Annotated in this window: 19 protein-coding genes and 1 tRNA gene; 6 read left to right on the plus strand and 14 right to left on the minus strand. The window is 62.9% G+C overall.

Annotation, left to right across the window (positions count from 1 at the left end):
• Nucleotides 1–21: 21 nt before the first annotated feature.
• The 7 genes from kdpA to trxA all read right to left on the minus strand — a co-directional run bounded on the left by kdpA (nucleotide 22) and on the right by trxA (nucleotide 6,548).
• The gene (kdpA, locus tag PCA20602_RS23995; protein ID WP_150723315.1) at nucleotides 22–1,827 is read right to left on the minus strand and encodes a potassium-transporting ATPase subunit KdpA; all 1,806 of its coding nucleotides are present in this window, start codon (nucleotides 1,825–1,827) and stop codon (nucleotides 22–24) included.
• Nucleotides 1,824–1,916, minus strand: a complete 93-nt coding sequence (gene kdpF, locus PCA20602_RS24000; RefSeq protein ID WP_063389843.1) for a K(+)-transporting ATPase subunit F — start codon at nucleotides 1,914–1,916, stop codon at nucleotides 1,824–1,826. Before kdpF ends, kdpA begins: the two co-directional genes overlap by 4 nt.
• A 336-nt stretch (nucleotides 1,917–2,252) precedes the next feature.
• Nucleotides 2,253–3,224, minus strand: coding sequence for a transporter substrate-binding domain-containing protein (locus tag PCA20602_RS24005; protein ID WP_246182319.1), 972 nt, complete (start codon nucleotides 3,222–3,224; stop codon nucleotides 2,253–2,255).
• A gap of 118 nt (nucleotides 3,225–3,342) precedes the next feature.
• A complete protein-coding gene (locus tag PCA20602_RS24010; protein WP_174981527.1) occupies nucleotides 3,343–4,374 on the minus strand; it encodes an amino acid ABC transporter substrate-binding protein in 1,032 nt (343 codons plus the stop codon).
• Between the two features lie 280 nt (nucleotides 4,375–4,654).
• Entirely contained in the window at nucleotides 4,655–5,242 is a 588-nt protein-coding gene (locus PCA20602_RS24015) for a P-loop nucleotide/nucleoside kinase family protein (protein ID WP_150723317.1), read from the minus strand.
• Between the two features lie 36 nt (nucleotides 5,243–5,278).
• On the minus strand, nucleotides 5,279–5,662 hold the full coding sequence (locus PCA20602_RS24020; protein ID WP_150723318.1) for a cupin domain-containing protein: 384 nt from the start codon (nucleotides 5,660–5,662) through the stop codon (nucleotides 5,279–5,281).
• A 34-nt stretch (nucleotides 5,663–5,696) separates the two neighbouring features.
• Nucleotides 5,697–6,548, minus strand: a complete 852-nt coding sequence (trxA, locus tag PCA20602_RS24025) for a thioredoxin (protein ID WP_150723335.1) — start codon at nucleotides 6,546–6,548, stop codon at nucleotides 5,697–5,699.
• Between the two features lie 191 nt (nucleotides 6,549–6,739).
• Between trxA and PCA20602_RS25775 the strand changes: the two genes are divergently transcribed.
• Nucleotides 6,740–9,268 carry a cation:proton antiporter domain-containing protein gene (locus PCA20602_RS25775; RefSeq protein WP_174981529.1) on the plus strand — a complete coding sequence of 843 codons (2,529 nt, stop codon included), beginning with the start codon at nucleotides 6,740–6,742 and terminating at the stop codon, nucleotides 9,266–9,268.
• 121 nt (nucleotides 9,269–9,389) lie between these two features.
• On the opposite strand, the gene PCA20602_RS24035 is transcribed toward PCA20602_RS25775, so the two are convergent.
• Entirely contained in the window at nucleotides 9,390–10,289 is a 900-nt protein-coding gene (locus tag PCA20602_RS24035; RefSeq protein WP_150723319.1) for a pirin family protein, read from the minus strand.
• 218 nt (nucleotides 10,290–10,507) lie between these two features.
• Here PCA20602_RS24035 and greB point away from each other — a divergent pair, with 218 nt between their 5' ends.
• The gene (gene greB / locus PCA20602_RS24040) at nucleotides 10,508–11,068 is read left to right on the plus strand and encodes a transcription elongation factor GreB (RefSeq protein ID WP_069343084.1); all 561 of its coding nucleotides are present in this window, start codon (nucleotides 10,508–10,510) and stop codon (nucleotides 11,066–11,068) included.
• Between the two features lie 85 nt (nucleotides 11,069–11,153).
• Here greB and PCA20602_RS24045 read toward each other — a convergent pair whose 3' ends face one another.
• From PCA20602_RS24045 to PCA20602_RS24060, 4 genes are all read right to left on the minus strand, one after another.
• Nucleotides 11,154–13,574 (minus strand): RelA/SpoT family protein, encoded by a 2,421-nt coding sequence (locus PCA20602_RS24045; RefSeq protein ID WP_150723320.1) that lies wholly within the window; start codon nucleotides 13,572–13,574, stop codon nucleotides 11,154–11,156.
• 60 nt (nucleotides 13,575–13,634) lie between these two features.
• Nucleotides 13,635–13,841, minus strand: coding sequence for a DNA-directed RNA polymerase subunit omega (rpoZ, locus tag PCA20602_RS24050; RefSeq protein ID WP_039397582.1), 207 nt, complete (start codon nucleotides 13,839–13,841; stop codon nucleotides 13,635–13,637).
• 98 nt (nucleotides 13,842–13,939) lie between these two features.
• Nucleotides 13,940–14,617: a guanylate kinase gene (gmk, locus tag PCA20602_RS24055; RefSeq protein WP_150723321.1), complete on the minus strand. Its 678-nt coding sequence runs from the start codon at nucleotides 14,615–14,617 to the stop codon at nucleotides 13,940–13,942.
• Nucleotides 14,618–14,622: 5 nt separating this feature from the next.
• Nucleotides 14,623–15,552: a YicC/YloC family endoribonuclease gene (locus tag PCA20602_RS24060; RefSeq protein WP_174981531.1), complete on the minus strand. Its 930-nt coding sequence runs from the start codon at nucleotides 15,550–15,552 to the stop codon at nucleotides 14,623–14,625.
• 283 nt (nucleotides 15,553–15,835) lie between these two features.
• Here PCA20602_RS24060 and rph point away from each other — a divergent pair, with 283 nt between their 5' ends.
• Genes rph through hemW form a run of 3 tightly spaced genes read left to right on the plus strand, consistent with a single transcriptional unit; the run spans nucleotide 15,836 to nucleotide 18,419 of the window.
• Nucleotides 15,836–16,564: a ribonuclease PH gene (gene rph / locus PCA20602_RS24065; RefSeq protein ID WP_150723322.1), complete on the plus strand. Its 729-nt coding sequence runs from the start codon at nucleotides 15,836–15,838 to the stop codon at nucleotides 16,562–16,564.
• Between the two features lie 2 nt (nucleotides 16,565–16,566).
• Complete coding sequence (rdgB, locus tag PCA20602_RS24070) at nucleotides 16,567–17,184, plus strand: RdgB/HAM1 family non-canonical purine NTP pyrophosphatase (protein ID WP_069343079.1); 618 nt, start codon at nucleotides 16,567–16,569, stop codon at nucleotides 17,182–17,184.
• A gap of 5 nt (nucleotides 17,185–17,189) precedes the next feature.
• A complete protein-coding gene (hemW, locus tag PCA20602_RS24075) occupies nucleotides 17,190–18,419 on the plus strand; it encodes a radical SAM family heme chaperone HemW (protein ID WP_150723323.1) in 1,230 nt (409 codons plus the stop codon).
• 115 nt (nucleotides 18,420–18,534) lie between these two features.
• Here the strand turns inward: hemW and PCA20602_RS24080 are convergent, their stop codons facing one another.
• Entirely contained in the window at nucleotides 18,535–20,274 is a 1,740-nt protein-coding gene (locus tag PCA20602_RS24080) for an acyl-CoA synthetase (RefSeq protein ID WP_150723324.1), read from the minus strand.
• A gap of 323 nt (nucleotides 20,275–20,597) precedes the next feature.
• Between PCA20602_RS24080 and PCA20602_RS24085 the strand changes: the two genes are divergently transcribed.
• Nucleotides 20,598–20,687 (plus strand) — tRNA-Ser (locus PCA20602_RS24085).
• A 165-nt stretch (nucleotides 20,688–20,852) separates the two neighbouring features.
• On the opposite strand, the gene PCA20602_RS24090 is transcribed toward PCA20602_RS24085, so the two are convergent.
• A complete protein-coding gene (locus PCA20602_RS24090; protein ID WP_150723325.1) occupies nucleotides 20,853–21,521 on the minus strand; it encodes a hypothetical protein in 669 nt (222 codons plus the stop codon).
• Nucleotides 21,522–21,906: the final 385 nt, after the last annotated feature.

Here is a 21,906-nt window from a genome sequence, read left to right on the forward strand (position 1 = left end):
TCGAATGCCTCATTTCATTGTTCAATGCGCACCGATCATCGCCAGATGTTCGGCGACCGGACCGAGTGCAAGCGCCGGCACGTAGGTGAGCGCGCCCACCAGCAGCACCGTGCCGAGCAGCAGCACGACAAACAGCGGACCGTGCGTGGGCAACGTGCCCGACGTCGCGGCAATGCGCTTCTTGCGCGCCAGCGCACCGGCAATCGCCAGTACCGGCACGATCACCCAGAAGCGGCCGAACCACATCGCGATACCCAGCGTGGTGTTGTAGAACGGCGTGTTGGCCGACAGACCTGCGAAAGCGCTGCCGTTGTTGTTCGCCGCCGAGCTGTACGCGTACAGAATTTCGGAGAAGCCGTGTGTTGCCGGGTTCAGCACACCGGCTTGTCCGGCCGGCACGAGCACGGCGAGTGCGGTACCGAGCAGCACCAGCAGCGGCGTCATCAGCACGGCCACGGCGACCATCTTCATCTCGTACGCTTCGATCTTCTTGCCGAGATACTCCGGCGTACGACCGATCATCAGCCCCGCGACGAACACGGCGAGCATGGCGAAGACGAGCATGCCGTACAGGCCCGAGCCCACACCGCCGAAGATCACTTCGCCCAGTTGCATCAACAGCATCGGCACCAGCCCGCCCAACGGGGTGAGCGAGTCGTGCATCGCGTTGACCGCGCCGCAGGACGCCGCCGTCGTCACCGTCGCGAAAATGCCCGACGAGACGATACCGAAGCGCGTTTCCTTGCCTTCCATGTTCCCGCCCGACTGCGTCGCGCTGACCTGCTGGTCGACACCGAGCGTAGTGAGCACCGGGTTGCCTGCCTGCTCGGCAGAGACGGTCGCGACCGCTGCGATCGAAAACGCAATCGTCATGACCGCCAGAATCGCCAGCCCCTGACGACGGTCGCCGACCATGCGTCCGAACGTGTGGCACAGCGCCGCCGGGATCAGGAAGATCGCGAGGATTTGCAGGAAGTTCGTGAGCGGCGTCGGGTTCTCATACGGGTGCGCCGAGTTCGCGTTGAAGAAGCCGCCACCATTGGTGCCGAGCATCTTGATCGCTTCCTGCGAAGCCACCGGCCCCATCGGCAGGGTTTGCGTCTGCGTCTGGGCGGGGGTCGTCACCGGCTTGCCTGCGGCGTCCATCTTCGGCTGACCGTCCGGGCCGAGGACCGGATTGTCAAAGTGCGTGACCTGAAGCGTCGTCACGTCCTTATAGGCGTCGAAGTTCTGAATCACGCCCTGGCTCATGAACGCTGCGGCAAGAATCACCGACAGCGGCACGAGGATGTAGAGCGTGATACGGGTTATGTCGACCCAGAAGTTGCCGATGGTCTGCGCCGTATGACGCGCGAAGCCGCGAATCAACGCGACGACGACCGCGATACCCGTAGCTGCCGACAGGAAGTTCTGAACGGCGAGGCCGAGCATCTGCGTCAGATAGCTCATCGTCGATTCGCCGGCGTAACCCTGCCAGTTCGTGTTCGCCACGAAGCTGACGGCAGTGTTCATCGACGAATCCGGCGTCACATTGCCGAAGGCTTGCGGGTTGAACGGCAACCACACTTGCCAGCGTTGCAGTGCATAAACGGCGAAGGCGCCCACGGCATTGAAACCGATCAGCGCAATCGCATAGGCGCGCCAGTGCATTTCCTGTTCGGGATGCACACCGCACAGGCGATACAGGCCGCGTTCGAGCGGCGCGAACCAGCGGTTCACGCGCGATTCACCGGCGAGCACGTCGGCCATGAAACGGCCGAGCGGGCGCGCCAGCACCAGTAGCACGACGAGGAAAACGCCGAGCTGGATCCAGGCATTGAGTGTCATGCGAGATCCTCCGGCTTGAACAGCGCGTAGACGAGATAAGCGAGCAGCGCGAGCGTGAGTCCGCCGCTCAGCCAATACATGGCTGTCATTGCTGCCCCCCTACCGACGCGCAAAACGCGACAAAGCCGACGGTCGTGGCAACGAACACCACGATCACGCCGAGATATAACCAGTCCATGACAACTCCCTATCGTGTGGCGGCCGGCAAGCCACGGACGCGACGCGCCCTTGCTCAGCGCTCGCCAGCCGTGCCCTGAACGATACGTAGGGGCGCATAAAGACGGGGACAAAAGGGGTAAAGGGGGTGTAAACAACGCGTAAACGCGGGGCCGAAATGTGTAAACGACAAAGCCCGCCGATATCGCTATCGGCGGGCTTCCAGGCCTTACGCTACGTGGCATTGCGGGACATGGCGTCCCGCTGCGTCATTCCGTCACTTGCGACCCCTTGCGCCAGACCTCGAGCACTTCCTTGCTGGGTTCGAGGTTCAGATTCACATTGCGCGGCGGGATCGGTTGCTGGAACCACTTGCGCTGAATGCGGCGGATCTCGCCCGAGCTGTAGACGTGCGCCAGCGTGGTGTCCACGAAGCGCTTGAACTGCGGATCGTCACGACGCAGCATCAACGCGTTGAGCTCCGTCTCCAGCGGTGCTCCAACGATGGCGAACGACTCCGGATCGCGGGCATTCGCGCGGAAGCCGGAGAGCAGCACGTCGTCGAGGGCGAACGCCTTGGCGCGACCGGTTTCCAGCGTAATCATCGATTCGGCATGGTCGCGGGCCGGAATCACGCGGAACCCGAACTTGTCGGCCTGCATCCGGGCCAGACGCTCACCGGTCGAGCCGGCCGAGGCCACCAGATTCTGCCCCTTCAGGTCTTGCAGGTCGCGAATGTTGTCCTTCTTGTTGACCAGCAGACGCACTTCCGAGACGTAGTACGGATTGCTGAAGCCCACCTGCTCGGCGCGCTCCGGCGTAATCGTATTCGGTGCGCAGTCGAGGTCGACCGTGCCGTTCTTCACCAGCGGAATACGGTTCTGCGGGGTGATCGACATTTCACGCACCCGCAGATTCGGCATGTTCAGCGCCGTCTTGACGGCATCGACCACCGCATAGCAGAGATCCATCGTATAGCCGACGGGCTTGCCCTTGTCGTTCACGTAGGCGAACGGAATCGCGGCCTCGCGGTAGCCGAGCGTAATCAGCCCGGTATCGTGAATCTTCTTGAGGGTACCGGTCAGTTCCCCGCTGACGGTCGGCAGCGCGACGACAGCGTCTGCTTTGGCAGGTGCAGCCAGCGCGGTCGAAACCCCCGCCTGAGCGGCGAACCACAGAGAGAGGCCGAGCGCGACGCGCTTGGCGGCGATATTCCAGTTGACTTCCTTGAGACCGGTCACAGCAAATTCCTATCGGATTAACAGCACGATAGGAATTTACAGAGATGTGGGCAATCGCACAAAGAAATCTTCGTCATTAGCTTATGCGTGACGGGAATCGGGACATTCGTCGCGCCGACTAACTGCCTGCGGCAGGTGACGACGCCGAAGCCTCCTGCTCAACACCATAGCGCGCCCCGCTTTCCCATAGCGCCATCGTTTCAGCAGACGGTGCCAGCGGCTGGTCATGCCCGTGGGGTGACAATGCCGCCCGGAACGATTCGCGCTGAAGCCGGGCCATCTCGCCGCTACGGAACATCGCGGCCAGCACGGCATCGACCTTGTCCTTGAACGCCGGGTCGTCTTTCGGCATGACCAACGCGTAATACTCGGCCTGCCCCGAGAGCGGCTCTCCGACGATACGAAACGCTTCCGGTGTCCTGCTCGTGGCGCGCAAGCCTTCGAGCAGGACGTCGTCAAGCGCGAGTGCCTGCGCACGGCGCTCGCGCAGCATGCGAAAGGCATCGTCGTAATCGCGGGCCATCAGTAACTGGAACCCGGCGCGGGCATGCTGCGCGCGAACGAGGCGCTCGGCCGTGGTTCCCTGCACGACCGCGAGCCGCAACCCGCGCAGATCGTCGATCGAGTCGATGCCGGCCCCTCGGCGCACCATCAACCGGACGTGCGCCGCGTAATACGGCAAGCTGAACGCCACCTGTTGCTCGCGTGCGGCCGTGACCGTCGACGGCGCGCAATCGATGTCGATCGCGTCGCCCTTGATCAGCGGCCCGCGCATCTGCTCGATGATGCGCACCGGCGTGCTGCGCAGTTCGGGCATCGCCATCTCGCGCTGCAACGCGGGCACGATGCGCTGACAAAGCGCCCAGGCCAGCCCCATCGGCTGATCCTGTGCGTCGACATACGAAAAAGGGACGGCCGTCTGCCGATAGCCGAGCAGGATGCGTCCGCGCTCACGGATGCGGGTCAGGGTCGGGGTATCGTCCGCCGTCCCGGCGACTTCAGATGCCGCAGTTGCCGCAGACACCTCATCGCCAGCAGGCAGCAACGGCGTCGACGGTTCCCGCGCGGGCGCGGATACCGTGCTCAGACGCGGCATGCCGACCATTGGCGGCGCGTCGGCCAGTGCCGTGCCTGACGTTGCTGCGGACAAGGAAAGCGCGAGGACGCGAAGCCACCGGCGAAACGAGACGGGCAAACGGCATGAACGGGACAATATGGGCAGAAGGGGCAGCAAGGGCAGAAGGGGCATGATCGACGCGATACCAGGAAGGAAAATGCCCGTACCTTAGCGATGGGCCGATCCCCATCCTCACGGCCTCGCGTCTTTTCGGAATATTCCCGTCGAGCGATGCGCGCGTCACGGCATGCGGCGGCGGCCGTGTCTTCTGGCCTGTCGATGACACGCCCAATGCCCTCGCCTGCCCTCCCGCTCAGCGCGTGTGTGCCAGCAGCGTCTGCAACAGTTGCTCGTCGTCTTCGGCCGTCGGCGCCGTGTTGTCGAATCGCACGAGCCCGGGGAACGCAGCCGCAGGCGGCATGAAGCGGCGCAGACGGTACTCCTCCCAATGCGCCAGCTTGTAGGCGTCGTTCGGATTGCCGCGGCTCACGATCCGCTCGTGTGCATGCGTCTCGTCCAGATCCACCCAGACCACATGCACGCCTACATCGTCGTCGACATCCAGCCACGCGCGATCGAACAGCAAGCCTTCGCGCAATTCGCGCGAAAGCGGCCCGACGACCAGCACGTTCACGCCCAGACGCAGATTCTCACGTGCCGTATCGAGTAGCCCGGCGTACTCCGGCTCGCGCAACGTCTCCAGATAGAGCGGGCTGTCGCGGTCGTTCGGATTGCCCGTCAGCGCGCCCATGACGGAGGCACTGTAGGCCCCGTAAAGCGTGTCCTTATCGAGCAGGCAGAACGCTTCGCCGCTGCGCGCGATCAGCGGACGGATCAGACGCTTCGCCAGCGTTGTCTTGCCTGCCCCGGCGTGACCGCAGAAAAAGATCAGACGTGTCATGACGCTGCCTCAGAGGATTCAGGTGATTCAGATGTTTCAGGTGGCCTTGCGCTCGAACATCACGAAATGCTTGCGCACCGGCTCCACGACCTCGAACACCCCTTCGAATCCTGCCGGAATCACGCAGGCGTCGCCGGGGCCGAACTCAGACGCATTGCCTTCGAGATCGCTGATCCGGATACGTCCCTCGATAATCGAGAAATATTCCTGACGGTGTGCGCCGAAAGCGATGCGCCATGCGCCGGGCTCGCACGTCCATTCGCCGCAATCGAATTCGCCGAGAGCGTCCGTGTAGAAGGGACGCGTCACGCGCTGCGGATTGCCGCTCACGCGGCGGGCCTCGGCCGGATGATCGAAGATGGCCTCACCCGCTTGCGCAGGGGCGAAGGTAATCAGGGAAGGGGTCGAAGAAGCTGTCATCGAAGTTCGGTGAGAGTCAGAGGGCGTGGGTCGCTCAGTTCAGCGCTGCGCTCAGTTTGCGGCGCCATGCGGCCACCGTCGCAGGATCGGATTCGGACAACGCGTCGAAAATCGCCAGCATCGACTTGCGTCCGGCATCGTCGCCAAACGACCGGTCGCGTTGCACGATGTCGAGTAGCGCCGCCAGCGCGGGCTCATAAGCACGCTCGGCCAGATAACGATTCGCGAGATCCAGACGCGCCTGCAAATTGGACGGATCGGCATTCACCCGCGCGAGCAGCTCGTCGGCCGGCGGCAATTGGCTCGCCTGCTCGGCCGCAGCGATACGCGTATTGAGCGCGGCGATGCGGGCGTCGCCACTGGCGGCCGTGCGCGGGGACACCAGCGTCAACGCAGTGCGTGCGCCTTGCGTGTCACCCATGCCGAGCAACACGTCGACGAGATCGAGGCGCACGTCGTCGTGCGCGGGGTCGAGCGCGAGCGCGGCTTGCAAGGCGTCGCGCGCCACGGCAGGCTGCCCTTCGGCCAATGCCGTACGGGCAACCTTGCGCGCCATCTCCGCGGGGTTCGGCACGATGCGCTCGATGAACGCGCGCAGTTGTCCTTCCGGCAGCGCGCCAACGAACTGATCGACGGGTTCACCGTCGACGAAGGCGACGACCGTCGGCAGGCTGCGCACGCCGTATTCGGCGCAAAGCTGCGCGTTCTCGTCGGCGTTGATCTTCACGAGACGGATGCGTCCCTGCGCTTCGGCCTCGAGCTTCTCAAGCATCGGCCCGAGCGTGTTGCATGGGCCGCACCACGGCGCCCAGAAGTCGGCCAGCACGGGCACCTGATGCGAGACGGCCAGCACGTCGTCATCGAAGCTGGCAAGGTTGGTATCGATCATAGATCCTATAGAGCGTGGTAAATTGCGTCCATAGCGGCCGTCACTCATAGAAAACGGCCGCCAGCTTGAAGCATGGTAATCGCAAAACTGGGCAAATCGGTACGGACGCGCTAACGCGCCCCAGGTTCCCGCCTCGGCCAAGCGTCTCGTCACATGCCCGACCGGTCCGATAACAGGCAGGGAGGCACATGCACGCAGGCCACGGCACGGCAATCTTCTTCACGCAACTGCTCTTGCTGGTCCTCGTCGGCCGTTTGCTCGGCGAGGTCATGCAGCGCCTGCGCCAGCCCGCCGTCATGGGGCAGTTGCTCGCCGGCGTACTGCTCGGCCCGTCCATCTTCGGTGCGCTGCTGCCTGCCTGGCAACACGCCGTCTTCCCCGACACAGAAACCCAGAAAAAGATGCTCGACGCGGTCTCCGAGCTTGGGGTGCTGTTGCTGCTGCTCTCCACCGGTCTGGAGACCGATCTGGGACTCGTGCGCCGCATGAAGCGCATGGCGATCTTCGCGTCTGCGGGCGGCATGATCATTCCGTTCGCGTGTGGCTTCGCGCTCGGCTGGCATCTGCCCGACAATCTGCTGCCGCACCCGGAGGCGCGGCTCGTCACGTCGCTGTTCCTCGGCACGGCCCTGTCGATCTCGTCGGTCAAGGTCGTGGCGATGGTCATTCGCGAAGTCGATTACCTGCGCCGCAACATAGGTCAGATCATTCTGGCCGCCGCCATTCTCGACGACACCACCGGCTGGATCATCATCGCAGCCATTGCCGGGCTGGGGGCCAGCGGAACGGTCGATCTCGGGCATCTGTCGATCAGCCTCGGGGGCACGCTGCTGTTCATCGTCTTGTGCTTCACCGTCGGCAAACGCGCCGTCGCCGTGGCGATTCGCTGGACGAACGATCGCTTCACCGTCGAGATGCCCGTGCTCAGCGCAATCCTCGTCATCACGTTCGTGCTGGCGCTCGCGACCGACAAGCTCGGCGTGCATACAGCGCTCGGCGCGTTCATGGCTGGCGTGATGATCGGGCAGTCACCCATTTTGTCCGAGCAGATCGAAGCCCAATTGCGCGGGTTGATCGTCGCGCTCTTCGCCCCGGTATTCTTTGGCGTGGCGGGATTGTCGGTCGATCTGACGATTCTGCTCGACTGGCGCATGCTGGGGCTGGTCGCCGGGTTGATTCTGATCGCCAGCATCGGCAAGTTCACGGGTTGCTTCATCGGCGGACGCCTCGGCGGCATGTCCTCCGCCGAAGCGCTCGCGCTCGCCACGGGCATGAACGCGCGCGGCTCGACCGAGATCATCGTGGCGAGTATCGGTCTGTCGCTCGGCGTGCTGAGCAAGGACCTGTTCACGATGATCGTCATCATGGCGCTCATCACCACACTCATCATGCCGCCGGTGTTGCGGCGGGCGCTCGTGCGCATTCCTCTCTCGGCGCAAGAGAAAGCGCGCCTGGAGAAGGAAGCGGCGGAGGAGAAGGACTTTCTCCCGAACGTGGAGCGCATTCTCGCTGCCGTCGACGGCAGCGCCAACGGACGCTTCGCCGCGTGGATCGCCGGGCTGACAGCCGGCGTGCGCGGCACGCTCACCACCGTGCTGGCACCGACGGGCGTCACACCTGAGACGTCCGCCGGTAAATCCCCTCGCCGCAGCGGGAAACCGGCCAAATCCGAACACGGCGATGGCGGCAATAGCAACGATAGCGACGACAGCGACCATAGCGACGGCGAAGGCGCCGGACTGGACGCCTACGACATTGCCCTCGCGGCCGCCACCCGCGCCATCCCCCGCGCGCCCGGCACGCCCGGCGTCGAAGAGGACAAGCCGACGGACGTCGAGCGTGAAGCGGCGCGCCTGGTGCTGCGCGAGCGCACGGGAAAATCGCCTCAGAAGACGCCCGAATTGCCGCACGGGCCGGTCAAGGAAGACAAGCCATCGTCCGCCGACACGTCGGATAAGAACATTCCGAAGCACGAGCCTGTCGGCGAGGCGCATGACGACAAGCGCGTGAGCGACGCGACCGAAGAAGGCGAGTTCGTCGCGAGCGATCCGTCGGATACCGCGCGTGAGCAGGAAGCCGAGCAGCCGGGGAGCAGTCATGAGGCCACGCGGATCTCGGACGAAATCGCCAAGGGCTACGGCTTCGTGATCGCAGGTTTCGACGCCCCCGGCGAGGAATCGGACTCCGACGTCCCGCCACTGCCCCTGCCGACCGGCGTGTTGCCGCTGACCAAAGCGTTCGACGGCGCGATCGCCATAGTGCTCGCTCATGGCGACCACGTGCGCAAGCCCGACGCGCCGCTCAACATCCTTGTGCCGGTCTCGGGCACGGACTATTCGCGGCATGCGGCCGAGCTGGCGATCACGCTTGCGCGGGCCGCCAATGCGCCCGTCACGGCGCTACACGTTTCCGCGCGCGTGGCGCCGGGCATGCTGCATCGCCGCTGGCGTCCCCGCGTGCTGCGTCCGGACGCCGCCGAAGCCGCCATGATGGACAACCTGCACTCGCTGGCCGAGCGCAACGGCGTGAAGCTGCGCACGCGGCTGCTCGCGGGCGGCAAGATCGACGAAGCGGTGCTGCATCAGATCCGTCACGGCAAGCACAACCTGCTCGTGCTCGGCGTGCAACCGCGCTTCGGCGACCGGCTCAACTTCGGTGCCGTCTCCCATCGTCTGCTCGAAGAGCGGCACTGCTCGGTGATCGTGTTGAGCGCGTGAGTCGGCAAGATCCATAAAAAACGCCTGCTGCCGGTTATTTCGGCAGCAGGCGTCGGGGACTAAGGTACGAAGGCACTGGGACACGCTCGCTCACACGCCGCGCGCCCCTCGGGCAAACCTCTCAGTTCGCCGACGGCTTACGCTCCGGCAATGGAATCCACTCCGTTTCACCCGGCACCTTGCCCATCTCCTGCGCGGTCCATGCGGCTTTCGCCTGCTCGATACGCTCGCGGCTCGACGACACGAAATTCCAGAAGATGAAGCGATCGCCGTCCAGCGGCGCACCGCCGAGCAGCATCAGGCGAGCCGGTTTGTCGCCCGCAACGATGCGCATGTCACCGCCCTGAGCCAGCACACCCATGCGATGTTCGGGCAACGTCTCGTCGTTCACCGTCACCTCGCCCTGCACCGTATAAACAGCGCGCTCGGCATACTCGGGCGGCAGCACGAACGCCGCGCAGGGCTCCATCTCCACCGCAAGATAGAAGATCGGCGAGAAGACTTTCACCGGGGCCTTCTCACCGAACGCCTCGCCGAGAATCAGACGCATGTGAACGCCCGGCAGGAAGATGTCCGGCAGCGATGACGCTTCGTGATGCGCGAACGACGGCGCCGTCTCCTCGTCTGCCTGTGGCAGCGCGACCCACGTCTGAATGCCGTGCACGTCGCCTCCGCGCTCGCGCACGTCGGGCGGCGTACGCTCCGAGTGAACGATGCCGCGTCCGGCCGTCATCCAGTTCACCGCGCCGGGCGTGATGCGCTGATCGCTGCCGAGGCTGTCGCGGTGCCATATCTGCCCGTCGAACAGATACGTAACGGTCGCCAGCCCGATATGCGGATGGGGACGCACGTCCATGCCCTGCCCCGGCGAGAGCGTCGCGGGACCCATGTGATCGAAGAAGATGAACGGGCCGACGGTTTTGAACGGCAGACTCGGCAGGCTGCGCTGCACGGTGAAGGCGCCGATATCGCTCAGATGCGGCTTGAGCACGGCAAGAAAAGGACTCGTGGAATCGGTCATGGCGCAGTTCTCCTACGTGGCGGTGTTCGTGTGGGATTTGCTGCCCGATTGTAGAGGACATTGCCGGCGCGCTCCATGACACCTGAGAATGATTGCCATCGCTCCAGAGACCGGAAAAACCGGAAATGCGCGGCGTTGCCCATGCGCTCGCGGCATCGCTCCTATAATGCAGGGATTGTGTAACGCTTCTGGCACGCGCTCGCCGCGCGCCTCGACTTATGAACAAGGCCTTCGTCAAGGAAGATAACGGCGACGACGATGACGATCTCGACGCCGGCGCCCCGGAGATTCCCGCGGGCACCAAGAACTACATCACACCGACGGGCTATCGTCGTCTGAAAGACGAGTTGCTCGATCTCATCGACAATCAGCGTCCCGAAGTGGTGAAGATCGTGTCGTGGGCGGCGTCGAACGGCGACCGCTCGGAGAACGGCGATTACATCTACGGCAAGCGACGCCTGCGCGAGATCGATCGTCGCATCCGCTTCCTGACCCGGCGGCTGGACAACGCCGAGGTGGTGGACACGCGCCGTCAGGAAAACGTCGATCAGGTGTTTTTCGGGGCAGAAGTGACCTATGCCGACGGCAAGGGCGATGAGCACACGATCATGATCGTCGGTATCGACGAGGTCGATCTAGAACGGGGTCACGTCAGCTGGATCTCGCCGATCGCTCGCGCCATCACCAAATCGAAGGTCGGTGACACCGTGCCGTTGCGCACTCCCGCCGGGCTCGATCAGATCGAGATTCTGGACGTGCGTTATCCGCCATCGGAGTAATCGCGACCGCAGACACATCGGTCGTCGCATCAACGAAAAACGCCTCCCGAAAGAGAGGCGTTTTTCATGTCATCGGTACAACTGATCAGTAGTTGCCGCGCTCGCGCGCAATACGCATGGCGTGATTGGCGTGGCTCTCGTCCTGATGCCGCTCGCTCGGACGCTCCCGCGCCACGCGCATCACGTCAGGATTCACGCGAATCCGGCGCATCACGTTGGCGAGATGCACGCGGTCGCTCACCTGGATGAGGAAGCGCAGCGTGGCCGACTCGTCCGGCACCACTTCGTCCATGCCGATGTGCACGATGTTGGCGTCCGACGCCGTGATATCCGCCGCCACGCGCGAGAACACGCCACGGTTGTGATGCACGAGCACCTTGATGCCGACGTCGAACAGACGGCCCGGCTGCGGCGCCCACGCCACGTCGATCCAGCGGGTCGGATCCTTGCGATGGATGCGCCGCGCGACCGGGCAATCCGTCGTGTGAATCGCCATGCCGAGCCCGATGCCGATGTAGCCCATGATCGCATCGCCCGGAATCGGACGGCAGCACGCCGAGAACTGCACCGACATGCCCTCGGTGCCGGTAATGAGCACCGGCGGGCCGACGTTCTCGTCGCCCGTACGCGGGGAATCGGGATCGTCCGGGCTGTCGTCGTTCTCGCCTTCCTTGCCCGACAGCAGCACCGCCAGACGCTTGGCCATGACCGCCGCTACACGACGCCCCAGCCCGATGTCCGCGAAGATGTCCTGACGGTCCTTGTTGCCGGTCCACTGCGCGAGCTTGTCCCAGATCTCCGGTGAAATTTCGCTCATCGTCAGACCGTAGCCCTTGAGCGCCTGCTCGACGAGACGCTCGCCAAGCTGCACCGACTCGGCAAACCGCATCGTCTTCAGATAATGACGAATGGCCGAGCGCGCCTTGCCCGTACGCACGAAGCCGAGCCACACGGGGTTCGGCTTCGAATAGGGGGCGGTAATGACTTCCACGATGTCGCCGTTCTTCAGCTCGGTGCGAAGCGGCAACAACTCGTTGTTGATCTTGACGGCCACGCACTGGTTGCCCAGATCGCTGTGAACCGAATAAGCGAAATCGAGCGCCGTCGCGCCGCGCGGCAGCGCCATGATGCGCGCCTTGGGCGTGAAGACGTAGACGGCGTCGGGGAACAGGTCGATCTTGACGTGTTCGAGGAATTCCGTGGAGTCGCCCGTCTCACTCTGGATGTCGAGCAGCGATTGCAGCCATTGGTGCGCGTGCTTCTGCACGTCGTTCATGTCTGCGCCGCCGTTCTTGTACAGCCAGTGCGCCGCCACGCCCGCTTCGGCAATCTCGTGCATGCGGCGCGTGCGGATCTGGAACTCGATCGGTGCCCCGAACGGACCGACGAGCGTGGTGTGCAACGACTGATAGCCGTTGACCTTCGGGATCGCGATGTAGTCCTTGAACTTGCCCGGCACCGGCTTGTAGAGCGCGTGCAGCACGCCGAGCGCGAGATAACACTGTGCATTCGATTCGACCACGACACGGAAGCCGTACACGTCCAGCACCTGCGAGAACGACAACTGCTTTTCCTGCATCTTCGTATAGATGCTGAAGAGCGTTTTCTCGCGGCCGAAGACGTCGGCGCTGACCTCGCCGTCCTTGAGCGCCTTCTCGACCGCGTCGAGAATCTTGCCGACCACTTCGCGCCGATTGCCGCGCGCGGCCTTCACGGCCTTGTCGAGCACAGCGTAACGACGCGGGTGGTAATTCGCGAAGCTCAGATCCTGGAGTTCGCGATAGGTATTGTTCAGACCGAGGCGGTGCGCGATGGGTGCGTAGATGTCGAGCGTCTCTCGCGCCACACGGCGCTGCTTCTCCGTCGACGTGACACCCAGCGTGCGCATGTTGTGCAGGCGGTCTGCAAGCTTGACGAGAATGACGCGCACGTCGCGCGCCATCGCCAGCAGCATTTTGCGAAAGCTTTCGGCTTGCGCTTCTTCACGGCTGCGAAACTCCATCTTGTCGAGTTTCGACAGGCCGTCGACCAGTTCCGCGACCTTCGGCCCGAATCGCTCGGCGAGTTCGGCCTTGGTCACGCCCTGGTCTTCCATCACGTCGTGCAGCAACGCAGCCATGATCGACTGTGCGTCGAGCTTCCACTCGGCACAGATCTCGGCAACGGCAACGGGATGGGTAATGTAAGGCTGTCCGCTCTGACGATATTGCCCGAGGTGGGCTTCGTCACTGAACTGGAAGGCTTCTTTGATCAGCGCGAGGTCGCTTTCCTTGAGGTATTCCCCAAGCATGCCCTTAAGACGGGCGATCGAGACGACCTCGTGCTTGCGCGGTTGCTCAGGCGTTGCCGTCGGACCGAAAAGGTGCCGATAGGACTGCTCAAGCAGCGCGTCGATGTACTGTCGCGTGGCGCTTTCGCCCTTTTTCTTCTTGCGTTCGGGCTTGGGCTCCCCCGCTTTGGGTTCATCCGCAGCGATGGACGCGGCCGGTGATTTCGCGTGACTCATACGTGTACCTGCATCGTCGAGCGGCCCGGAACGTCACATCGCATCAGTGCAGTCTCCCGATCAGAGCGGCACTTTCTTGAGCATCTCGATGCCAACCTGGCCCGCAGCGATTTCGCGCAGCGCGACGACAGTCGGCTTGTCCTTGTTGTTCTCGAGCTTCGGCGTATGACCTTGCGCCAGTTGGCGGGCGCGGTAGGTCGCGGCGAGTGCGAGCTCGAAGCGATTCGGAATTTGTTTCAGGCAGTCTTCAACGGTAATTCGGGCCATAAGGAGGTTCCTTCTCAATATAAGGCGTATTCTATCGCAGCCGGCGCGCACACGCGCAAAACGCGCGCACTACGCGAAGGCCGCTTGTCCTGCGGGTGTTACTGATGTTCGCTCGGTGCGTGGATGTCCAGATCCGTGAACAACGTCTTGTGCCGCGCGTACTGCGAAGCAAAGCGCAGACGCACCGCCGTGAAGACCGATTGCAGTTGATCGAGCGCGCGCTGGAATTCGTCGTTGATGATGATGAAATCCGCCTCGGGCGCGTGGGCAATTTCACCGCCAGCGGCCAGAAGACGTCGCGCAATCACTTTGGGCTCGTCGGTCCCCCGCTTCTTCAGACGCTCTTCGAGCGCCTCGATGGACGGTGGCAGAATGAAGATGCCCACGGCATTCGAAAAGCGCTTACGCACCTGCTGTGCGCCCTGCCAGTCGATCTCCAGCAGCACGTCCCGGCCTTCGCGCATCTGATCTTCGATCCACACACGCGAGGTGCCGTAATAGTTGCCGTGCACTTCCGCGCTTTCCAGAAATTCGCCGCGCTTGCGGCGCTCCAGAAACTGCTCGACCGAGACGAAGTTGTAATGCACGCCCTCTTCCTCGTTGGGACGCGGTGCGCGCGTAGTACTCGAGATCGACAGACGAATGTCGCTGTCCTGCGCGAGCAGGGCATTGACGAGCGTGGATTTGCCCGCGCCCGAAGGGGCGACCACCATGAACAGATTGCCGGGATATTCGGCATGCAGGGGGGGGTGCGGGGCTTGGGATGACGAAGACATACGACTTACTCCAGGTTCTGCACTTGCTCGCGCATCTGCTCGATGTAGAGCTTGAGCTCCATCGAGGCATCCGCGAGTTCCTTCGAGGCCGCCTTCGAGCCGAGCGTATTCGCTTCGCGATTGAGCTCCTGCATCATGAAGTCGAGCCGTTTGCCGACCAATCCTCCCTTGTCGAGGATGTGGCGGGTTTCCTTCAGGTGAGCGTCGAGTCGCGTGAGTTCTTCCGCAACGTCGATGCGCACGCCGTACATCGTCACTTCCTGACGAATGCGTTCTGCGATTTCTTCCTTGCCCGGCGGAACCGAACCTTCCGGCACGACGACGCCCAGCGCTTCCTGAAGGCGATCGACGATCTTCTGTTGATGGCGCGAAATCAGTTCCGGCACGAGCGGTTGCAGGCCGGTGAGGATCGTCTCCATCTTTTCGATGCGTTCGATCAGGCTCGCCTTGAGTTGCGCGCCCTCGCGCTTGCGCACGTCCACGAGATCGCCGATGGCCGTACGGCCCGCACCGATCACCGCGTCGCGCAACGCTTCGGCCGTTACCGACTCTTCGCCCAGCACGCCCGGCCAGCGCAGGATTTCGCCCGTGCGCATGCGTTCGGCATCCGGGAAGAGTGCGAGCACTTGCTGTTCGAGATCGGCGAGTCGTTTGACCGCGTCGAGATTGAGCGCACCGTTCGTGCCGTTCTCGGGACGTTGTACGTTGATACGGATGTCGACCTTGCCGCGTGAGAGTTTCGCGGTGAGCGCTTCGCGCAGCACCGGTTCACACGCCCGCGCTTCTTCGGGCATGCGGAATGCCAGATCGAGGAAGCGCGAATTGACCGTGCGCAATTCGACCGACACGCTCGCGCCTGCGGCTCCATCGGCATGCGCAATGTCGCGCGTGACGCTGGCGTAGCCGGTCATACTGAAGATATTGTTGTCTTTCATCGGGGTGACCGGTACCACAGCGCCGTGACAGAATTTTCGCGGAACAATGCAGCGACCGGTTTCGCATGCAATGGATGAAACGCGATTATCGCATTTTCCGGCCCGAGGCTCCCGATCAGGCTTCAGATCAGGCTTCAGATCAGGCTCCCGATTCCGCTCAGATTGAACGCGCGATTGCGCTGCCGAATCGGACCGCGGCGACGTGACGTGCAGGCCAGCCGATGGCGTTTAGCGATACCATTCGGGTATTGCCGCATAAATTCACCTCGCAGGACATTCACTCATGACGCAAATCACCCGCCCGGACGGCCGTGCGCAAGACGCATTGCGCCCCGTGCGCATCACCCGCCAATACACCCGCTACGCCGAAGGTTCGGTGCTGATCGAATGCGGCGAGACGAAGGTCATCTGCACCGCCAGCGTCGAAGAAAAAGTGCCGGGCTTCCTGCGCGATTCCGGCCAGGGCTGGCTCACGGCCGAGTACGGCATGCTGCCGCGCGCCACGCACACCCGCGGTGACCGCGAAGCCGCGCGTGGCAAGCAAAGCGGCCGCACGCAGGAAATCCAGCGTCTGATCGGCCGTTCGCTGCGCGCCGTGTTTGACCTGGAGAAGTTCGGCCCGCGCACGATCCAGATCGACTGCGACGTCATTCAGGCCGACGGCGGCACGCGTTGCGCGTCGATCACCGGCGCATTCGTCGCCGCGCACGACGCCGTCTCGAAGCTCATCGCCGACGGCAAGCTTGAAACGTCCCCGATCCGCGCGCACGTCGCAGCCGTCTCCGTCGGCTTGTATCAGGGCCAGCCGGTCCTCGACCTGAACTACGTCGAAGACTCCGCGTGCGATACCGACATGAATGTCATCATGACGAGCGAAGGCGGTTTCGTCGAAATTCAGGGCACCGCAGAAGGTGAACCTTTCACGCGTGCCCAAAGCAATGTGCTGCTCGATCTGGCCGACGCCGGCATTCGTCGACTGATCGATGCGCAGAAGCGCGCGCTGGGAGTCTGACGATGGCCATGCAGAAGATCGTGCTGGCCTCGAACAACCCGGGCAAGCTGCGCGAGTTCGCGTCGCTGTTCGAGCCGCTCGGCATCGAGCTCGTGCCGCAGGGCATGCTCGGCGTATCCGAAGCCGAGGAGCCGCACGTCACCTTCATCGAGAATGCGCTGACGAAGGCGCGCCACGCGGCGGCGGCAACCGGTCTGCCGGCATTGGCGGACGACTCGGGGCTGTGCGTGCCGATTCTCGGCGGGGCGCCCGGCGTCTATTCCGCCCGTTACGCCGCGCGTGCCGGACGTGAAAAATCGGATGCCGCGAACAACCGTCATCTGATCGAACAACTGGCGCCGCACGCTGATCAGCCCGGATATCGCGACGCCTACTACTTCGCCGCACTGGTGCTCGTGCGTCATGCAGAAGATCCGCAACCGATCATTGCAGAAGGTCGCTGGGATGGGGAAATCGTCGATGTGGCGCGCGGCGCGCATGGCTTCGGCTACGATCCGCACTTCCTCATCCGTTCGCTGAATCAGACGGCTGCCGAGCTGGACCCTGCCGTCAAGAACGCCCACAGCCATCGTGCACGCGCGCTGCGCGTACTGCTGGAAAAGCTGGGGCGGGAGGCGTAAGCAGCATGAGCGGTATCCCTCAGTCCGTGCTGCCCGTGCAGAACTTCCTGCGGCCCGGCAAGATCAGTTTGCCGGCGTTGCCGCCGATGTCGCTGTACGTGCATTTCCCGTGGTGCGTGCGCAAATGTCCGTACTGCGATTTCAATTCGCACGAATGGCGTGGCGACGGCGGCGCACAAGCGTTCCCGGAGCAAGCCTATCTCGACGCGCTGCGTCAGGATCTCGAACAGGCACTGCCGCTGGTGTGGGGACGTCCGGTGCATACCGTCTTCATCGGCGGCGGCACGCCGAGCCTGCTGTCGGCGGCCGGGCTGGACCGTCTGCTCTCGGATCTGCGCGCCCTGCTGCCGCTCGATGCCGACGCCGAAATCACGATGGAAGCGAACCCCGGCACCTTCGAGGCGGACAAATTCCGCAGCTTCCGTGCCAGCGGCGTCAACCGGTTGTCCATCGGAATTCAGAGCTTCAACAGCGAACATCTGAAAGCGCTCGGCCGCATTCACGATGGCGACGAAGCGCGTCACGCCATCGAGATCGCGCAGGCGAACTTCGACAATTTCAACCTCGATCTGATGTTCGCGCTGCCGAACCAGACACTGGCGCAATGTCAGCAGGACGTGGAAACGGCGATCTCGTTCGCGCCGCCCCATTTGTCGCTGTATCACCTCACGCTCGAACCCAACACACAGTTCCATAAGTACCCGCCGACCGTGCCGGACGACGATACGGCAGCCGACATGCAGGACTGGATTGCCGAGCGCACGGCGGCCGCGGGATACGGACGTTATGAAGTGTCGGCATACACGCAGCCTCACCGACGCGCGAAGCACAATCTGAATTATTGGGAATTCGGGGACTATCTCGGCATCGGTGCGGGCGCGCACAGCAAGATTTCGTTCCCCCATCGCGTGTTGCGCCAGGTGCGTCACAAACATCCGCAGCGGTATATGGAGACCGCGGCGACGGGCAATGCCATTCAGGAAGAGCGCGAGGTGGACGCGCGCGATTTGCCGTTTGAATTCATGCTCAACGCGTTACGTCTGACTGATGGCGTGAAGAGCGAGCTATTCGCCGACCGCACCGGTTTGCCGATGGCGAAGATCGGCAAGGTGCTGGCTGCGGGCGTCGAGAAAGGTCTGCTCGTGGACGACCCGCAACGCATTGCCCCGACCGAGTTAGGACAGCGTTTCCTGAACGATCTTCAGGAGATGTTCCTCGATCGGGACGACAAGTAAGCGTCTGACGATGGCATTGACGAAAACGGCGGGACATCTTCATCGGAGATGTTCCGCCGTTTGATTTAGTGCCTCGATGCAGGTCGTCGGCGCGCCGTTCAGGGCCAACGGCCCATCACCCCAGCGCCGTGCCCATCTCCCGTAAGGCCTTGCGAATGATCTTGCCGGTGACAGTCATCGGCAGTTCCGGCAGGAAGACGACCTTGCGCGGGTACTCATGTGCAGCGAGTCGATTTTTGACGAACGTCTGGATTTCCCGGGCGAGCGTCTCGGACGGCTCGTGGCCTTCTCTGAGCACCACGAAGGCCTTCACGATCTCGGTCCGCAAGTCGTCCGGCTCGCCGATCACGGCGGCAAACTGCACCGACGGATGGCGAATCAGGCAGTCCTCGATGGGCCCCGGGCCGATGCGATAGCCTGCGCTGGTGATCACGTCGTCCGAGCGGCCGGTGAACGTGATGTAGCCGTTATCGTCGACGAACCCCGAGTCGCCCGTGAGCAGGAAATCGCCGCGATACTTGTCCATCGTGGCGTCGGGGTTGTGCCAGTAGCCGAGGAACATGACCGGGTTAGGGCGTGCGATGGCGATGTTGCCGACCGAGCCGACGGGCAGCGGCGTGCCCTCGTCGTCGACAATGGTGACGTCATGCCCGCGCACGGCGCGTCCGATCGCGCCGGGCAGTGCCGGAAATTCGGCCGCGCACGACGATACGACCATATTGCACTCCGTCTGCCCGTAGAACTCGTTGATATCGACGCCGAGGTGTTCGCGTCCCCAAGCCAGCAGTTCGGGGCCGAGCGACTCGCCGCCGCTGGCGACCGAGCGCAGTTGCAGCGGCCAGTGCGTGCGCGGCGCCTCCACCGTGCGCAGCATCTTGAGCGCGGTCGGTGGCAGGAAAGTGTTGCGCACGCCGTGGCGCGCCATCAGATCGAAGGCGGCGACGGGATCGAACTTTTCGAAGCGTCGTGACAGGACCGGCACGCCGTGATGCAGCGCCGGCAGCAGCACGTCGAGCAACCCGCCGATCCAGGCCCAGTCTGCGGGCGTCCAGATCAGATCCCCGTCCTGCGGAAACCCGTTGTGCGACGTCTCCACGCCGGGCAAGTGACCAAGCAACACCCGGTGCGCGTGCAGGGCGCCTTTGGGTTTGCCGGTGGTCCCGGAGGTGTAGATGATCAGCGCGGGGGCGTCGGCGCGTGTCTGAACGGGTACGAAGTGAGCATCGCGCTGCACGATGGCGGGCCACAGCGCGAGCAGACCGTCTTCGGCGACACCCCAGTCCTGATCGTCGGACACGTGATGATGGGCTTCGGGGAGGTCGTCATGAACGACATACACGAGGCGCAGATCGGGCAATTCGGCGCGAATGTCGTCGATCTTGCCGATGCTGGCGAGGTCGGTGACGAGGACGGCGGCGCCGGAGTTTTGCAGGCGATAGGCGAGCGCTTCGGGTCCGAAGAGCGTGAAGAGCGGCACGGCGATAGCGCCGAGCTTGTAGGCGGCGACGTGGGCAACGAGGGTCGCGGGCGACTGCGGCAGGAAGATGCCGATACGGTCACCGGCCTTGACGCCGTTGGCGCGCCATTCGTTGGCGAGTTGGTTCGAGAGTTGTTTAAGGGTGTCGAACGTTAGGCGCACGTGCGAGCCGTCGCCACTTTCGTGGACGAGTGCCAGGCGGTTGGTGCCGTCCGCCCATTTGTCGCAGACATCGACGCCGATGTTGTAGAGGGTAGGAATCTGCCAGGTGAAGGCCTTGGCAGTCTGGGCGTCGTCGGTTGGGGCGATCGCCTTGCGCTCGCCACTGGCGTCATTTGACGTCTCTTGGGCGGGGGCGCGGGAGGTGTCGGCATCCATGCGGTGTCTCCGGGTCATGTCTGGCCTCGCACGGTAACGCCGGGGGCGTACACCGCACGTCATTGGGGCATGATGCATGCCGGACGAAGACAAGACAAGGGGGACGGGGGTCGGCGTAGGGAAAGCGAGGAAATTAGCGGGGTGTGAGGCGATTTAGGTGGAATGAAGGCTTCACATGATGGAATGAGCAGGTATAATGCGCGCTGCCGTGCGGTACCGGCCTGCGCCGGGATTCCGACGCCGATTTCCCCGGACCGCACGCATCTCAGCCATCGCAAGGATGGCATCCCAAAGCCACGGCCCCGCGTCGTGCGCAACGCCCCGGAGGCGTGCCAGAGTGGTTTAATGGACCGGTCTTGAAAACCGGCGAAGGGGTAACCCTTCCGTGAGTTCGAATCTCACCGCCTCCGCCAGAATTCTTTGGTTTCGCTGATAGTGCCTACTGACGTTTGCGGGTGGTGCTCCGCAATTTAGATGGGGATGCTCCGCAAAACGCCGGAAACCACCTTCAATTTGGCACACGACGGAACAAGCTATTTCGAACCAGCACTCCCCTTCGCCCCCCCCCCCTCTACCGCCTAGGTTGGATTACTTTTCGCCCGCCATCGAGCATTAATCTCCTCGCAAGCGGCCTCGATATCGCTCATCCGCTTCTTTCCCGCCTTAGGTGCCGAAATAACGCTCGCAGAAGGAACGTCGACAACAACACACAATTTGTTGTCAATAGGACTCTCTCTGCCTTCTTGCACAAAAGCGCGCAATCCGGTTGCCACATACTCACCTGCTACCGTGGTGAGCGGATTGGATTTTGGAAAATGCAGCTTTATCGCTCCAACCACCTGATTTTCATCATTCTTCAAGTACACGTCTGGCCTTATGGAAACAGTCACACCAGACACTTCGAGCGTCGACGAATCACTTGCGGCCACCTTCTCAAATCTATACCCAGTGGGCAATTGATCAGATACCCCCAAAAAATCATTGATCGCATCCGCCGACAGAATTTTATCTTGAGCGACAAATTTGCTGTCGTAGGGCTGACTTCTCAGATTCTTAGCAACATCCGTCAAATATTCCTCATCGATATTCCCGCAAATAAAATCTGAAATATATTCTCTGGCATCAACATATCGAGCCGCAATAAAATCCTTAGGATTTATTTGATCCTCGACAATTCTCCTTCGTCTGGCCGGTGTTGCGGTCATGTATTCGCCCAACTTATTGAGACTAATCCTTGGATCTGCCATGCCATCTCCTTAAGGTTTCATATATGCCACCAACCAGACATTCGCCACGCCCTCGACGCCCCCCCCCCCCCCCCCCCCCCCCCCCCCCCCCGACTTGAGTAGCGCGACAATTTGGAGTCCAATCACGTAGTCAGGCGATTGGACATGAAGAAGCGATTCATCGAAGAGCAGATCATCCGTGCCCTGGGGGGAATCTGAGACGGCCATCCAGATAAAAGAGCCGTTCCGTCGGCATGGCTTCGGAAGCCCGTTACCACCTGTGGTGCACCAAGTGCGGCGATATGAGCGCGCCCCGACGCCCAGCACATTAGCAGGCTGTTGAAATACCTACCGCAGTCGTCATCCTGTTGGGCGGGGTAAACGTTGAAACAAAGAACCAAACAAC

Source organism: Pandoraea capi (assembly GCF_902459735.1).
Taxonomy (GTDB): domain Bacteria; phylum Pseudomonadota; class Gammaproteobacteria; order Burkholderiales; family Burkholderiaceae; genus Pandoraea; species Pandoraea capi.

Excerpts from the sequence above, each read along its gene's own strand:
- hemW (WP_150723323.1), top strand. The coding sequence starts at position 17,190 with ATGAGCGGTATCCCTCAGTCCGTGCTGCCCGTGCAGAACTTCCTGCGG.
- rph (WP_150723322.1), top strand. The coding sequence starts at position 15,836 with ATGACGCAAATCACCCGCCCGGACGGCCGTGCGCAAGACGCATTGCGC.
- PCA20602_RS24035 (WP_150723319.1), bottom strand. The coding sequence starts at position 10,289 with ATGACCGATTCCACGAGTCCTTTTCTTGCCGTGCTCAAGCCGCATCTG.
- PCA20602_RS24090 (WP_150723325.1), bottom strand. The coding sequence starts at position 21,521 with ATGGCAGATCCAAGGATTAGTCTCAATAAGTTGGGCGAATACATGACC.
- gmk (WP_150723321.1), bottom strand. The coding sequence starts at position 14,617 with ATGTCTTCGTCATCCCAAGCCCCGCACCCCCCCCTGCATGCCGAATAT.
- greB (WP_069343084.1), top strand. The coding sequence starts at position 10,508 with ATGAACAAGGCCTTCGTCAAGGAAGATAACGGCGACGACGATGACGAT.
- PCA20602_RS24015 (WP_150723317.1), bottom strand. The coding sequence starts at position 5,242 with ATGACACGTCTGATCTTTTTCTGCGGTCACGCCGGGGCAGGCAAGACA.
- rpoZ (WP_039397582.1), bottom strand. The coding sequence starts at position 13,841 with ATGGCCCGAATTACCGTTGAAGACTGCCTGAAACAAATTCCGAATCGC.
- PCA20602_RS24080 (WP_150723324.1), bottom strand. The coding sequence starts at position 20,274 with ATGGATGCCGACACCTCCCGCGCCCCCGCCCAAGAGACGTCAAATGAC.
- rdgB (WP_069343079.1), top strand. The coding sequence starts at position 16,567 with ATGGCCATGCAGAAGATCGTGCTGGCCTCGAACAACCCGGGCAAGCTG.
- kdpF (WP_063389843.1), bottom strand. The coding sequence starts at position 1,916 with ATGACAGCCATGTATTGGCTGAGCGGCGGACTCACGCTCGCGCTGCTC.
- kdpA (WP_150723315.1), bottom strand. The coding sequence starts at position 1,827 with ATGACACTCAATGCCTGGATCCAGCTCGGCGTTTTCCTCGTCGTGCTA.
- PCA20602_RS24045 (WP_150723320.1), bottom strand. The coding sequence starts at position 13,574 with ATGAGTCACGCGAAATCACCGGCCGCGTCCATCGCTGCGGATGAACCC.
- PCA20602_RS24020 (WP_150723318.1), bottom strand. The coding sequence starts at position 5,662 with ATGACAGCTTCTTCGACCCCTTCCCTGATTACCTTCGCCCCTGCGCAA.
- PCA20602_RS25775 (WP_174981529.1), top strand. The coding sequence starts at position 6,740 with ATGCACGCAGGCCACGGCACGGCAATCTTCTTCACGCAACTGCTCTTG.
- PCA20602_RS24060 (WP_174981531.1), bottom strand. The coding sequence starts at position 15,552 with ATGAAAGACAACAATATCTTCAGTATGACCGGCTACGCCAGCGTCACG.